14 protein-coding genes and 1 pseudogene are annotated in these 14,156 nt (G+C 58.8%); 12 read left to right on the plus strand and 3 right to left on the minus strand.

The window, feature by feature from the left end; all coding sequences use genetic code 11:
- Positions 1–481 (plus strand): annotated as a pseudogene (locus WCE35_RS26045) (NAD-dependent epimerase/dehydratase family protein); the annotation flags it as partial.
- A gap of 156 nt (positions 482–637) precedes the next feature.
- Positions 638–1,375, plus strand: coding sequence for a methyltransferase domain-containing protein (locus tag WCE35_RS26050; RefSeq protein WP_424596184.1), 738 nt, complete (start codon positions 638–640; stop codon positions 1,373–1,375).
- A gap of 163 nt (positions 1,376–1,538) precedes the next feature.
- Here WCE35_RS26050 and WCE35_RS26055 read toward each other — a convergent pair whose 3' ends face one another.
- Positions 1,539–2,837, minus strand: coding sequence for an O-antigen polymerase (locus tag WCE35_RS26055; protein ID WP_424596185.1), 1,299 nt, complete (start codon positions 2,835–2,837; stop codon positions 1,539–1,541).
- 188 nt (positions 2,838–3,025) lie between these two features.
- Here WCE35_RS26055 and WCE35_RS26060 point away from each other — a divergent pair, with 188 nt between their 5' ends.
- The 6 genes from WCE35_RS26060 to WCE35_RS26085 all read left to right on the plus strand — a co-directional run bounded on the left by WCE35_RS26060 (position 3,026) and on the right by WCE35_RS26085 (position 7,783).
- Positions 3,026–3,592, plus strand: a complete 567-nt coding sequence (locus WCE35_RS26060) for an acyltransferase (RefSeq protein WP_424596186.1) — start codon at positions 3,026–3,028, stop codon at positions 3,590–3,592.
- Between the two features lie 54 nt (positions 3,593–3,646).
- Positions 3,647–4,081, plus strand: coding sequence for a MaoC family dehydratase (locus WCE35_RS26065; RefSeq protein WP_424596187.1), 435 nt, complete (start codon positions 3,647–3,649; stop codon positions 4,079–4,081).
- Positions 4,063–4,794, plus strand: coding sequence for an SDR family oxidoreductase (locus WCE35_RS26070; protein WP_424596188.1), 732 nt, complete (start codon positions 4,063–4,065; stop codon positions 4,792–4,794). Before WCE35_RS26065 ends, WCE35_RS26070 begins: the two co-directional genes overlap by 19 nt.
- A complete protein-coding gene (locus WCE35_RS26075) occupies positions 4,791–6,581 on the plus strand; it encodes an HAD-IIIC family phosphatase (RefSeq protein ID WP_424596189.1) in 1,791 nt (596 codons plus the stop codon). The genes WCE35_RS26070 and WCE35_RS26075 overlap by 4 nt, the downstream gene beginning before the upstream one ends.
- A gap of 12 nt (positions 6,582–6,593) precedes the next feature.
- A complete protein-coding gene (locus WCE35_RS26080; protein WP_424596190.1) occupies positions 6,594–6,851 on the plus strand; it encodes an acyl carrier protein in 258 nt (85 codons plus the stop codon).
- A gap of 152 nt (positions 6,852–7,003) precedes the next feature.
- The gene (locus WCE35_RS26085; protein WP_424596191.1) at positions 7,004–7,783 is read left to right on the plus strand and encodes a class I SAM-dependent methyltransferase; all 780 of its coding nucleotides are present in this window, start codon (positions 7,004–7,006) and stop codon (positions 7,781–7,783) included.
- A 114-nt stretch (positions 7,784–7,897) separates the two neighbouring features.
- Here WCE35_RS26085 and WCE35_RS26090 read toward each other — a convergent pair whose 3' ends face one another.
- Positions 7,898–8,803, minus strand: coding sequence for a phytanoyl-CoA dioxygenase family protein (locus tag WCE35_RS26090; protein ID WP_424596192.1), 906 nt, complete (start codon positions 8,801–8,803; stop codon positions 7,898–7,900).
- 142 nt (positions 8,804–8,945) lie between these two features.
- Complete coding sequence (locus tag WCE35_RS26095; RefSeq protein WP_424596193.1) at positions 8,946–9,659, minus strand: class I SAM-dependent methyltransferase; 714 nt, start codon at positions 9,657–9,659, stop codon at positions 8,946–8,948.
- A gap of 272 nt (positions 9,660–9,931) precedes the next feature.
- Between WCE35_RS26095 and WCE35_RS26100 the strand changes: the two genes are divergently transcribed.
- The 4 genes from WCE35_RS26100 to pseI all read left to right on the plus strand — a co-directional run.
- A complete protein-coding gene (locus tag WCE35_RS26100; protein ID WP_424596194.1) occupies positions 9,932–11,203 on the plus strand; it encodes a hypothetical protein in 1,272 nt (423 codons plus the stop codon).
- Positions 11,204–11,334: 131 nt separating this feature from the next.
- Positions 11,335–12,390 (plus strand): UDP-2,4-diacetamido-2,4,6-trideoxy-beta-L-altropyranose hydrolase, encoded by a 1,056-nt coding sequence (gene pseG, locus WCE35_RS26105; protein ID WP_424596195.1) that lies wholly within the window; start codon positions 11,335–11,337, stop codon positions 12,388–12,390.
- A 2-nt stretch (positions 12,391–12,392) separates the two neighbouring features.
- Positions 12,393–13,037 carry a formyltransferase family protein gene (locus WCE35_RS26110; protein ID WP_424596196.1) on the plus strand — a complete coding sequence of 215 codons (645 nt, stop codon included), beginning with the start codon at positions 12,393–12,395 and terminating at the stop codon, positions 13,035–13,037.
- A gap of 151 nt (positions 13,038–13,188) precedes the next feature.
- The coding region (gene pseI / locus WCE35_RS26115; RefSeq protein WP_424596197.1) for a pseudaminic acid synthase at positions 13,189–14,156 on the plus strand (968 nt) is incomplete at its 3' end.

Genomic DNA, 14,156 nt, shown 5'->3' on the forward strand with positions numbered 1-14,156 from the left:
GCCGCTGGTCTACGGACCTTCGGCGCTCGGCAACTTCCGGCGGTTGCTCGCGGCTATTCGAGCCGGGCTGCCGCTGCCTTTCGCGGGCATTCGCAACCGCCGCGCCTTCGTGGCGATCGAGAATCTGGTCTCATTCATCACGCTGCGGCTCGGCCGCCCCGAACAGTCGTTCGAAGTGTTTCTGATCGCCGACAACGAGCAGGTCTCGACACCCGAATTCGCGCGCCGCATCGCCAAGGCCTGCGGCGGTCGGGCCCACCTGTTCCCGTTACCGGATAGCGTACTGGCTATGTTCTTCAGGCTGACCGGGCGGTCGGAGTTCGGCGACAGCCTGCTCGGCTCGATGGAAATCGACATTGCCAAGGCACGCCGGACCGGCTGGGAGCCGAAGGTCGCGCTCGACGAAGGCCTGCTTCACGCGGTCCAGGGTTCGCCAACGACGCCGCGGTCCCGAAAGTCCTTCCAGGCGGCCGGTCAATAGCGGGACGCGGCTTGACGGCCTGGACCGCCACCCGCCGGCCATGATCAAGCAAAAAAAGCCGCGGAAATCGCCCTCATTGACCGGCTGGCGCGCTGTTGATATCAGTCGCGATCCTCCAAAATCGCCTGGAAGTCGTTGGGTCCGGAGACCGTCTGCATGGATAATCCTGATGTCCGGTCCGATGATCGGGAGTTCTATGCCGGATCGGTGAATTACTTCGACCAGGAGAACGAAGGTCAGATCAAAAAGCACCTGGGGATCGTCAAGTCGTACATCGCCGCGATCTCCGATTGCCTCGACCAATTCTATCTCCGACGCAATGGCGATGTCAGATTCGTCGAGCTTGGCGCCGGAACGTGCCTGACGTCGCTGTCGCTGAGAAAGATGTATCCGCAGGCGAAGTTCACATGCCTCGACATTTCGATGTCGCGGATGCAGCAGCTGCTCGGAAAATCCGCCAGGCTTGTCGGCGCGGACGGCAGCGGCATCGAACTCGTCGAATGCGACATGTCCAACAAGCTTCCGTTCGGCGACAGCCAGTTTGACATCGCCGTCTTCGATGCGTCGCTGCATCATTCCCGTAATATTTGGCTGACCCTGGCGGAGTGCAGGAGAATCCTGGCGCCTGATGGCGCCGTGGCCGTGCTGCGCGAGCAGTATCTGGCGTCGCTCACGGCCGGATACGCGCTGAAGCGGCTGTTGCAGACCGAGGAGGTTCGGTCGGGCGTCGCGGAAAATGCCTACCTGAAGGACCAGTACGCGTATTATCTTTCAGCCAACGGCTTTGCGCCGCAATTCCGGAGCGTGACGCCCGGCGCGCATTGGCGCCTGTTGTCGCCGCTAAACGGTTTGCTGTTTTCCAAATGGTCGATTTGGGCGCCCGCGGTCCGTTGACCTCGTTCGGGCGCGAGGCGTTGGGAGGTGTTCCTGAAGCAAGCGATCCGCCATCTGGCGCGCCTGGCAGCCGCCCTCGCTTGGTAGATCAATTGAGTCGAGACCTGGTGCGACTTCCGGAGCGAAGTGTCTTGAATCAACACCAGCGATTTCTTGCTCATGATCACGCGACCACGTTGGCTGTTACTGTCAGTCTTCCCGGATACCATCTCGTCAGCAACCAGATGCAAAAAAGACCAACATCGAGAACCACGGACGAGGCCATCAGCAGGCCGTTGGCGATCGGAACCAGAAATATCTGGAGGATGAGAAGGGCATAGAGCGGCAGCGCAAACAAGTCGCCCCGCTCGACGATCCCGCGAACGCGCCCTGTGAGGTATCCGAAGACGAAGCCGTAGATGACCATGAGGTATCCGAAATCAATATAGGCTGGTCCCCAGAAGGTGCTGAATAACCCTGAAGTAGGGTTGTACGCTTCGAGATCGGGAACCGCGCCCGGACCCAGAATCGCACGTTGCGCCTGATCGTAGAGCGTAAACTGGTATCTTCCCCACAACAATTCCTGTTCATGGCTCTTGGCCTGGACCAGATAGAAGAACTCGAACACTCCGTGAAGGATGTACTGTCCGACGCTGGTCGCGTAGTAGAGCAAATATCTGCCGAAATCCGGCAAATCCCGCATGGTGTTGAGCGTATCGACATCAAGGGGTACGAGCTTGGTGTAATGGGACAGGCTCGCCAGACGATCGACATTCACGCCTACATTTTCGACGACGCGCCCCACAAACAAGTACATGGTGGCAAAGAAAAAAACGACCAGCAGACCGAAGCCGTAAACAATATGTCGCCGCGAAACCTTTGGAACGACGAGAAGCCAGCTGACCAAGGCGACCGCAAAAACAAGGAACAGAACCGAGCGGCCGCCATAAACGAACGAGAAAATTGGACTGATGCCAAGCAAAGCCAGCGCCGCAAATGATATCCATTGGCAGCGTCGGGCGCGCAGTAAAGGTAGCGCAAGAACGCCACCCGCCACAATTGCCGGTGACAGCCCGAAATAGAGCCCGGAAAATAAATTGGAGCCGTTGACTTCCATCTTCAGGCGGGCGTCGCCGAAAGATGTGGCACCCAGGATGCCACGGTACGCGACCAGATCGACCACCTTCGCCGCAATGGCCACCACGCCCGCGACGACGAGGCACGAAAGGATCAGGCGAATGTCGCTTTCGTCAAAGCGGCAACGTTCCGTCGCAATCGCAGGATCCCCGGTCGAGGGCGATGCAAATGAAATTCCGAGCAAGAGGGCCACATTCGCGCAGACGAACAGGGTCACGGTTTCGAACGTGCCATGGAACACAATCGAGACGGGCATCACCAGAAAACAGACCAGCCAACACGCCCAACCCCCGATCAACGCGCGTTGCAGGGTCACGCGGGTGGCCTGGAAGACGAACTGCTCCATATCGCCGTGTCTTTACGACAGCCCCGATGGGAAATCAAAGCCAAACGGCGGCGCATGATGGATACCGCCCAAGAGCATTGATCCGACCTTTCGTCGATGCTAATCGTGAGTAACTGCCCGGGGTCAGTGGATCAGGTGCGCGCGACGTTATGAGTGTTCGAATTTGCGCTGCGAATCAGGAGGCAAATTTGACTCGTGTCTTGAACCTGCGGAGCCTGACCAGACGTGTTTTGGGGTCTGCAATTCCCCGGATGATTGCTCGTAGCGTGATGGTCATGGGGAGTCTTATCGGCAGACTGTGCAGTTTTGTCCGGGCCCGCGCACTTTTTCCGAATAATCCAGATGTGGTTTGTTCCTGGACAACAGAGGTCAAATATCCTGAAAATATAACTCTGGGAACGAACGTTGTGATCGGCACAGAGTGCACCATCGGTGCACAGGCGCCTGTTTTCATCGGCGACGACGTCCTGTTTTCCAAAGGCGTGATCGTTGAGACCGGAACAGCGGATATCAGCACGCCTCCGCCCTATGAGAAAATGGCCAGGCCCATTCGTATCGAACGTGGGGTCTGGCTGGGTGCGCGGGTTATAGTTCTTGGAGGGGTGACGATCGGGGCGAATTCAATCGTCGCGGCGGGAACTGTGGTCCGCAAAAGCGTTCCGCCGAATTCCTTTGTCGTCGGTGAGCGGGCTCATCACCAGCGTTTTGATGGAGGCGATCCCGACTCTGGTCTCGGCGCCCAGAAGATCGCTTGATCGATTCAGAGCGGCTACAACCTCACTTTTCGCCGGAGCATCGAGGTTTTGTACATGCCGACTGTCCGTGATCTGTCCATCGATGATTTGCAGATCGGAATGAACGCCGAGCTGGTATGGAACGTTGAAGATACGGAAATAGATCGATTTGCTTCCATCAGCGGCGATGTCAATCCGATGCACGTCGATGCGCGGTACGCGCGAGCCCGCGGCTTTGAGAACCGCGTCGCCCATGGCTTCCTGCTGGGAAGCAAGGTTTCAGCCTTCGTCGGAACCATGATTCCGGGGCGCCGGTGTCTGCTGCTGGAAGAAACGTTGGCATTTCCGAATCCGGTTTATCCCGGAGACCGGATCGTGATTTCGGGGCAGCTGGTCGAGTTGTGGCCGGAGCAGGCGTTGCTGAAACTGAAATTCCGTGCGACGAAAATGAACGGTGAAAAATCCGTCATCGTCGGCAGAGGCACGGTGTTATGCCAAATTCGATCTTGATTCTGGGTGCTTCCGGGGGGCTGGGCTCGGCGATCGCGCGGCGATTGAGCGGCCCCGACGCGATCCTGCTTTTGCATGGGCGCCGGGAACAACGCTTGCGGTCGCTGGCGGCCGAGATCGGAATGGGTGCGGAAGTTGTGACAGCGGACCTGACATCGCGCGATCAGGTTGCGCAGCTCTTTCGGCAGATCGAAAAATCACACGCCCGCCTGGACGGAATCGTCTTCTCGATCGCCACGTCGTTTCCGAACCGGCTGGCTCACAGAACGCCCTGGGAGGTTTTCGAGCAGCAGATCAACGATCAGCTCAAGGCGCTTCATCTCGTCGCATCGGAGAGCTTCAGGCTGGTTTCGGACGGAGTTCGGACCTCCCGGTTTGTGGTTATCAGCACCGAGGCTGTGCTCGGAATACCGCCGGTCAAGATGGCGCCTTATGTCGCCGCCAAGGCTGCGATGACGACCTACGCCGAGGTGATCGCACAGGAATGGCTCAGTCGAAACGTTCGCGTGCATATCGTCGCGCCTGGCATGGTGAAGACCGATCTGCTGGCGGATAGGCCTGATGAATATCTGGAAACAGTGGCGGCCCAAATGCCGGAAAAGCGCCTCACCAGCGCGGATGATGTCGCCCAGTTCGTGAATTTTCTCTTCACCGATGCAGCCGATCCTCTATATGGAAGACCGCTGCAGATCAGTCGAGCAATCCGCCGATGAGCGAAGTTTCGGTATCCAACCTCGTTATGGAATGCCGGAATCCCACGATCAAGAGTCGCGGTTATTCCGAGCTCAAGAGGCTAGGCAGGCAGGTTCGAAAGGCAATTTCAGCCGGTCAGTTTTCAAGCCCGACCCTCAAGATCACGATTCTCTCGTCGTTCCTGACCGATCTTGTTGTCGATCTGCTGCCGGTCTTTTTGTTGCGCCACAATGTCATCGCCGAGATCAGGAAGGGTCCTTACGGCTCGATCGCCACCGAAATACTGGGACGGCCGATCGACGACGCGCATCAGCCTGATCTGTCCATCCTTCTTCCGACGCATCGCGATCTCGGTTTCTTTCCGTCACCGGGAAGCTCCACAACAGAAGCCGATGCGGCGGTCACGGAGGAAGTAAAGGTCTGGACCAATCTCTGGTCTCGACTGTCGAGACCGATTGTTCAGATGACGTTCGATCCTCCGCCCACACGGGCGCTCGCAGAGGCCGACGGATTTCTTCCCGGAGGCCTGTTGCGGCACGTTCGCAAGGTGAATTTTGCCCTGGCCGACGCGGCCCCGGCACGGCTGGCATTCGTGGATTCAGAACGGCTGGCCTCGCAGGTTGGCGCCGCCTGGCACGATCCCCGCCTCTACCAGTTATGCAAGCAACCATTCTCGATGTCGGTACTGCCCGAATTGGCGGATCGCATCGCGTCCGCGGCAGCCGGCGCGCTCGGCAGGTCCCGAAAGGTTCTGGCGCTGGACCTGGACAATACCCTTTGGGGCGGGATTGTTGGCGATGTAGGCCTTGAAGGACTTGTGCTTGGTCCAGAAACTGCCGAAGGCGAAGCATTCGTTGCGATCCAGAACTATGCCAAAGCGCTGGCTTCGCGCGGCGTGATCCTGGCGGTGTGTTCCAAGAACCAGCACGACAATGCGATCGAGCCTTTTCGGTCGCATGCAGCGATGATCCTGCGCGAGGATGATATCGCCTGCTTCCTCGCAAATTTCGAAGACAAGGCGACCAGTCTGAGGCGGATCGCGGCGACGCTGAATGTCGGTTTGGACAGCATCGTATTCGTCGACGACAATCCGGTAGAGCGCGCATGGATCGCCCGCGAACTCCCGGAGGTCCTGGTCGTGGACTTGCCGAAAGACCCGGCAGAGTTTTGCCAGGCCATCGAGAACGCCAACGCATTCCCTTTGTTCCGGGTGACGGAGGAAGACGTTGCCCGTAACGCCTCCTATCGAGCGCGATCCCAGACTATTGCGATGGGTCAATCCGCCGGCGACATCGATTCATTCCTGGCCAGTCTTGATCCCGTTGCGCAGGTGGAACCCGTCAGCCCCGCTTCGCTTGATCGAATCGTACAGTTGGTGGCAAAGACCAATCAGTTCAAGCTCAATCCTGGCTTGTTCACCAGCGAGCAGATTGCAGCAAATAACGATGGCGTCCTTGCCATTCGTTTCAAGGACAAGCTTCAGGACTATGGAATTACGGCGATCGCGGTTACAGATCTTGAAGGCGAAGAACTGGTTGTTCGAAATTGGGTCATGAGTTGCCGGGTCTTCTCCCGCCGTCTTGAATACGCAACGCTTGAACTTCTGCGCCGAAAGGCAAATAAGCGGGGCGCCAGCAGCATCAGCCTCAATTACCAGCCGTCTTCAAAGAACGGCATTGTGAAAGATGTCCTTAGCGATCTCGGGTTTGTGCCTCAAGGCGGCGGGGGCCGCTTTGTGGCCCCCGTGCGGGCCAGCGTGCCGCAAACGAAGCATCACATCGAAATTGTCGGCGACTGGGCCGGCTGAAGGAGACAGTCCGTGACCCGCGATGAAGTTCTTGAAAGGCTGACCGACGTATTTCGATCCATTATCGACGACGATTCGATCATTCTGACCGATACCACGACCGCTGATGACATAGAAGAATGGGACAGTCTCAATCAGATCAAGATCATTCTTGCGTCTGAGCAGGTTTTCGGGCTGAAGCTGAATGCCCGGAAAATCAATGTCCTCAAGAACGTTGGCGAGATGGTCGATTATGTGCTCAGCGAAGCGAGCGAGCAGGGGAAAGCGTAGTGTCGGGATTTGGCTGCGGTCTTGCTAGACCTGTCATGGTCGAATTGTGAAACAGAATAATCGTTGGCACTGAAGTTCCAAATGGGCAACATGAAACCTCCAGTCGCGTCTCTTGTTGACGGGACGGAAGTGCTTGGGAGGGCGGGTCTGGAATGAGCGTAGCGAATATTGTCAAGGCCGCGGTGAGGACGGTTGTAGAAAAGCTCGTTCTCCGCCCGGTCCAGTTTCTGCTCAACAACGTTTCCGTAAATCACGACCTTGCCGCGGAGATAAGGCGCCAGACGTCCGTCGAATGCGCACAATACATCATGCAGAACGCGCGTTCGGCACTCCAGTTCAAGCTCCGCGAGGAGCTGTGGGATTTCACCTTGCCGAAGATTCCCCAGAAAGGTTTGATCCTAGAGTTCGGGGTTCACAGGGGGTATTCGCTCAACTACTTCGCCAAGCGTTTCCCCGAGCGCATGTTATTCGGATTCGACAGCTTCGAGGGGCTACATGTCGACTGGGCTGGTACTGGCGCCGCGAAGAGTACCTTTGATCTGGATGGCAAGCTGCCGTCGGTGAGACCCAATGTCAGCCTCGTCAAGGGATGGTTCGACCAAACGCTGCCCCCATTCCTCTCGCAGCACGAAGGTGACATCGCTTTGTTGCATATAGACTGCGACACCTATGAGGCGACGAAGATTGTGCTCGACCTGATCCCGGACCGTCTGACGACCGGATCCGTGATCATCTTCGATGACTACTTTGGATATCGAGGGTGGTTGATCGGCGAGCATAAAGCCTGGATCGAATTCGCAGAGCGTAACAAGGTCGATTACGAGTACCTGGGATTTACCACTGAGCGCGTATCGCTGGTGGTGAGGAAAGTGGACGCGCACGCCACCCGCCCTGTCTTGGCGCAAGTCTCACCTGGCCCTATAGCTGGGTGACAATGTCAAACCGTCGGAAGGGGTCTGGGTCGGCGCGGGCGCGGTAATATTGGCCGGCGTCACCATCGTTTCCGGCATGGGCGTCAAGGAACGGCCGCGGCGCGGCGGCCGCACTCAGCGCGGCGACAAATAGACCCGGTTGATGAACGAATCGATGCCGGCGGGAACGCCGTCGGTGCCGATGCGCGCCACGGGCCTGTCAGGCCCGTAGATCGAGTTCCGCAGCGAATACAGCACCTGGAACAGCAGCCGCGGCTTTTCGGTCGGCGGGACGCCGCGATGGAAGCCGTAGGTATTTTCGAGGAACGCGGTCCCCGCCTTGCCGGTGAACATGCTCAGGCTGTTCTTGCCGAAGGCATCCACGATTTCGCTGTCGTCGTAACGGCGGATCTTGGTCAACCGGTCGATATTCTGCGAGCCCGGCACGAACATGTGCGGCCCTGAAACCTCGTCCACGTCGGTCAGATAGCAGAACAGCTTGACGAACCTTATATCGTCAACGTCGCGGTGAAATCGCTCCGCTTCCTCCGCCTTGCCATCGCTGTGCGGCATCGACCACCACGCCGTCAGCAGGCTGATCGTCGGCTTGGCGCCGAGAAATCCGGAAACGATGCTCAGGACCTTTGGATTGTTGGCGATCGCAAGCACATGAGGCGCGCGAACGATGGTCTCGTTCGAAAAGAACGCGACATGGGTTTGCGGCGGCGCCTCGCCCGGCGCGATGAACTCGCCGAGCGCCGGCCGGTATGGATCGGCGCATTTGTTGGTCGAGAAGAAGGCCCGCATGTCCCGCAGTTGATCCGCCGATATCAGATTGTCGAGGAACAGATAGCCGCGATCTTTCAACACGGCGGCCTGAGAGGTTTCGCTCCCGCCCTCAAAACCCGGCAACCGGCTCGCGAGCCGATTCGCGCTCTGCTCGCGCGATGGAACGCTGAGAATCTGCCGCTGCGCATAGAACTGCCGGTAGCGCCTGTCGGTCAGAACTTTCAGACCTCGCGCAAGCTTGTCTTTCAGCATCCCGCCTCACCGCAACAAGAAAGTGATTCTTCCGCCAGCCCGCCTTGATCGGCGGTTTAACAACGATCCCGACGAATCTGTCAATGCGACGCCACATGAGAGCCGGGGAGCCGGCAGCATCACAGTGAGCCACGTCAATTGACTAGACAAAGGGATTGGGCGGAAAGGCCGTCGCGTAATTCTTGACGAGGACGTCGACGCCTACCGACTGGTCCGGCTTGGCAATGCCGCGCTCTGAGAGCGCCATATTGCGACGCAACAATCTGTAACCGGGGCTAGCGAGGAAAAACCGCGAGAATTCCATCTTGTGCGAGCGTATTCCAGGCCGATGCGCATACTCGTTGTAATAGGGAGCGGGCTCGATAAAGTCGTAAATCACAAGCAGCCCCCCCTCCCCGAGCACCCGGTCGGCTTCAGCCACACAGCGCAAATGCAGCCGGGGATCGACCAGATACAGGCAGAAGCCGAAGATCACGAGATCGAACTGGCCGTCCGCAAATGGCAGAATGTCAGCGGTTCCAACTTCCAGCGACAGCGATGGATACCGGCTCCGACCATCGGCCACCGCCTTGCTTGAGGGCTCAATTCCGAAGCCAGTTCCGCCAAATCGCTCGCAGATCTGCGCTACCCGATAGCCGTCGGCGCAGCCGATCTCCAGCACCGATTTTGGCGCTATCCGCATCTCTTCCAGGGTATCGAGGACGATGTCCGGACCCGGCTGGCGCAGATGCTGCTCATTTCGGCCATACCAGGCGTCGCCCTCACCTCCGAGAAAAACCTCCTTCTGGCTGCGCTCTGTCATTCGTTCATTCGATGAATGGAAGTGCTGTGGTCGGCCGACCTGTTTCCACGCCAAGCCTGTCCGAAATCCTTGTGCCATTTGCCTCAAGTTTTGCCAAGCGCGAGAAAGCGCTATAGGTCACGCCACCATATTTCGTTATTCGCTATCGCGGTTTCGGATGCGGTCCGAACCGCTCCGCGGCTTCGTCGCTGTCGCGGCGATCCTGATGGCAGGCCGACAAGCTCTGGCCGAGCTGATGACAATACCCAGGCTGGGAGATGCTGCTTTTGAGCGATGACGGCCACTCAAACGGAGCCCTGCGAGCCGTCGATAGCGTGCCCCGCGTCGTGCCTGGCGCAACTACCTTGGTCAGGGTGGCGATCTATTTTACCAATTTTGGATTATCGAAAGCGGCCGCCTATCTGGCGCCGCTGGTTCTCGCAGCCTGTCTCGACAGTTCGTCCTATGGCATCATCGAATATGCCTGGTCGTGGTCGGCGCTGGTCGCCACGCTGCTGACGCTTGGGATACCCGGCGCGCTGCCGCAGCTTTCGCTGCTGCGGCGTCCGATACCGATGGCCGACGTCATGACACTTTGCGTCGCCGGACCCGGCGCGCTGCTGACGGCGGCGGCATTCATCGCAATGACGATAGCCCATTCGCCTGCGCAAGCCGTTGTGCTGAGCGCCTGCGTCATCGCGCTCGCGCAGGCGACGCTCAGCTCGTACAGCCGAACTTTCTCGCATCGAAACCTGGCACCCTGGTTCGAAGGCCTTTCGATCTATGGAATGACCGCCATCGCCCTCAGCCTCGCCGTGGCGGGCCTGACCGGTGTTTCGCCGCTCGGCATCCTGTCCGGCGTAGTCGCCGCCATTATCGTGATCATCGCGCTGACCCTGTTTGCCAGGCTGAGGCACGCGGAGTTCCTGGTCAGGCTGCGCAGCGCCGTGCGGATCGGACTGCCGCTGCTGGCGTTCACGCTGTCGTCGATCTGGGCCGCCGTCAGCGGCCGGGTCTATATCGGCGCATTGCTCCCGATCGAAGATCTGTCGGTCTATTCGGTCGATTTCCGCATCGCATCGGCGATGCTGATCGTGCACAGCATCGTTGGAACGGGCCTTTTTGCGCGGCTCTACAAGATGCCGACGCGCATCTACGACCGCGTCCTGAGCCTGTATCTGGTAGCGCTCGGGATACTCGCGGTGCTGATCAGCCTGCTTTTCCCTACGCTCCTGGCGCACATCAATTTTCGCTCTATCGGGCCAGAGCAGACCGCGGCTGCGACCGCGCTGTTTCCGATCGTCATGCTGCAGGTCTTTGCATGGGGGGCGTGGGCCTCACTGGAGATGCGCCTCGCGCGCGCCAGACGCTCGGGACGTGCAGCACAGAAGGCTATCATTCTCATTGCTGGCATTGCGATTCTGGTGTCCGCCTTCGGCATCATGGGCGTTTTGACGGTGAAGCTCTGCGCGTCGTTGATGGCGGCCCAGATGCTGGGAGGGGTCGCAATCCAGCTGCACACGCTGTGGCGGCGCGGCATGAAGATGCGGTTTTCGGCCGTCGCATTCGCATTGGCCAGCCTGACGATTGCGCTCAGCTCCCAGATCGTTTCAAGATGAAAGGACCGGACGGAACGATGCAAGACGATCGCAATGCCGCGCTTTTCAAAAGCATGCTAATCAGCCAGGCATCCTTTGTGGCCCGGCTGCTAGTCAGGCAGAAACATTCGTAACTCCAGGGAGTGTCGGGGGTGCAAGCAATTCGGGTCGGCATTCGGGCCAGCGCCAGCAACAGGATCGGCGGCGGGCACGTCATGCGATGCGTGACCTTGGGTTCTGCGCTCGCAAGACGCGGCGCATCCTGCAGCCTGTACGCGGATACGCAGACCCGCGATTTCGTCCCGCCGGAATCCGCGATCGAACTGGTCACCGACAGCCATATCGACGACGAGCTGGTGCGCGGCCAGTTCGGAAAGTTCGATGTCTTCATCTGCGATCATTACGGACTGGATGCGAGGTTCGAGCAGGCGATCCGTCCCTGCGTCAAACTGCTGGTGGTCATCGATGACCTGGCCAATCGGCCGCATGACTGCGATTTGCTGGTCGATATGACGCTGAACCGGTCGGCATCCGCTTATGACGGCCTGCTCCCGCGGCAAGCATCCATACTCGCGGGAGTTCAATATGCTTTGATCAGGCCCGAATTTTCCACCCTTCGCCTGCAAAGCCTTGCTCGTCGCCGCTCCGGCATAATCGAGCGTATTCTGATTTCGTTCGGTCTCACGGATCCGAGCGGCCTGTGCGCGCTGACCGTCGATCTCCTTCGCGGGATTGGCAGCCAATTGCCTGACTTCGGGGTCGCGGATATCATGATCGGATCGCAAGCCGACAAGCTCTCCGAGCTCTATGCCCTCATCGGTGGCGATGCTCGCTTCAACGTTCACGTCGGCGCGGAGAATCCGGCCGGCATCATGGCGCAAGCCGATATCGCGATCGGTGCCGGAGGTACGACGTCGTGGGAACGCTGCTGCCTGGGTCTGCCCACCATTCTTGTTTCGATTGCCGATAACCAGAATGCGATTGCGGCAGCCCTCAAGACAGCCGGCGCCGTTATCTTGCTGCCGTCGCTGGAATCGTTTCGCGCCGATCTTCCGACGGTGCTGACAACACTTGCAAGGGATCACGATGCAGTGGTGAATCTCGGCGTCGCGGCCGCGGCGATCTGCGACGGAGGAGGCGCCGAGCGCGTTGCCGGGCATGTTTTCGATCTTTATGAAAACGGCGCATCCGCATCGAAGGGGAATTGAGCATGCCGCCGAGGGTTCACGTACTTTGCGCCGAAGGCCACCCGGTCGTGCCTTCCCTTCGGCGTTGGAAGACAAATCAGGCCGCAAGTGACGTCGAGATCATCTTTCGGCCCGAAGAGGCGTGCGGCGGCGACATCCTGTTCCTGATTTCGTGCCCGTTCATCATCGGCGATGAGATCCGCTCCCGATATGGAAAGACACTGATCGTTCATGCTTCCGATTTGCCGAGTGGAAGAGGATGGTCGCCAATGGTCTGGGAAATTCTCCAAGGTGCTGAATCCATCACCGTCACACTTCTCGAGGCAGCGGAGAAGGTCGATAGCGGCGCAATCTGGAAGAAGCTTCGCTTTCAGGTAGCCGATCACGAATTGTACGACGAGATCAACGAAAAGCTGTTTGGCACTACCTGTGAGCTAATGGACTTCGCGGTAACCAATTTCGACTCCATCGTCCCTGCTCCGCAGGATACTCATGGCAGTTCCTATCATCGCAAGAGAACACCTGATGACAGCAAGCTCGATCCGGATGCATCCATTCGAGAGCAGTTCAATCTCTTGAGAATCTGCGACCCCGGGCGCTTTCCGGCATTCTTTGAACTGAACGGCCACGCTTACGAAATCGAGATCAGAAAACGAGGCCGACGATAGCAAGAACCGGTAAAAAGGTTGGTATCCACGATCCAAAGCGGTATAAATTCGGAACTGAAATGAACCCGATGTCAGCGTGCCTCGATTCCCGCTCCCGAATTGGGGAAGTCGGCCGGAGGTCGCAAGGGCTCGGTATAGCGCGGTATCTTCGATGCCTTCCAAAGCTGCAACGTTCGAGATAGCGGGACGCCCGATCGGCCCTGACCACCCACCCTACATCATCGCGGAGATATCGGCGAACCACCAGGGAAACCTGGAGAAAGCCCTCATCCTGCTGGAGGCAGCGGCAGCGACCGGCGCCGATGCCATCAAGATTCAAACCTATACGGCCAATACCATCACCATCCCCCATTCGAGCGAAGAATTTCGCATCAAGGGCGGCCTGTGGGACGGATACCTCCTGTACGATCTGTACAAGGAAGCCGAGACGCCATATGAGTGGCATACTGCGTTGTTTGCCAAGGCGCGCGAACTCGGCATCACCCTTTTCTCGACCCCGTTTGACGAAACCGCGGTCGATCTGCTCGCCAGCCTCGATGCGCCCGCCTACAAGATCGCTTCCTTCGAAGTGATCGATCTGCCGTTGATCGCCTATGTGGCAAAGCGGCGCAAGCCGATGATCATTTCGACCGGCATGGCCAATCTCGGCGAGATTCAGGAAGCGGTGGAAACCGCCAGGGCCAACGGCGCAGACGCCGTCGCGCTGCTCCATTGCACCAGCGCCTATCCTGCGCCAATCGAAGAGGCAAATGTACGCACCGTTGCCCATCTCGGGGAGGCGTTCGGCGTCGTCTCAGGCCTTTCCGATCACGCCCCGGGATCGGCCGCGTGTGTTGCAGCGACGGTGCTTGGCGGCTCTATCATCGAAAAGCATTTTACGATTTCGCGCGCCGACGGCGGACCTGACGCTGCGTTCTCGCTTGAGCCGCACGAATTCAGGAAGCTTGTCGACGACTGCAAGTCGGCGTGGTCCGCGCTGGGCGTGGTCGGCTACAGCCTCACCGACAGCGAACGTGGCAGCACCCTTTTTCGCCGGTCGATCTACGCCGTCAAGCCCATCAAGGCTGGACAGACCCTGACAGCCGACAACGTTCGGTCGATCCGACCGGGATTCGGCCT

The organism is Bradyrhizobium sp. (assembly GCF_049691595.1).
Lineage (GTDB): Bacteria > Pseudomonadota > Alphaproteobacteria > Rhizobiales > Xanthobacteraceae > Bradyrhizobium.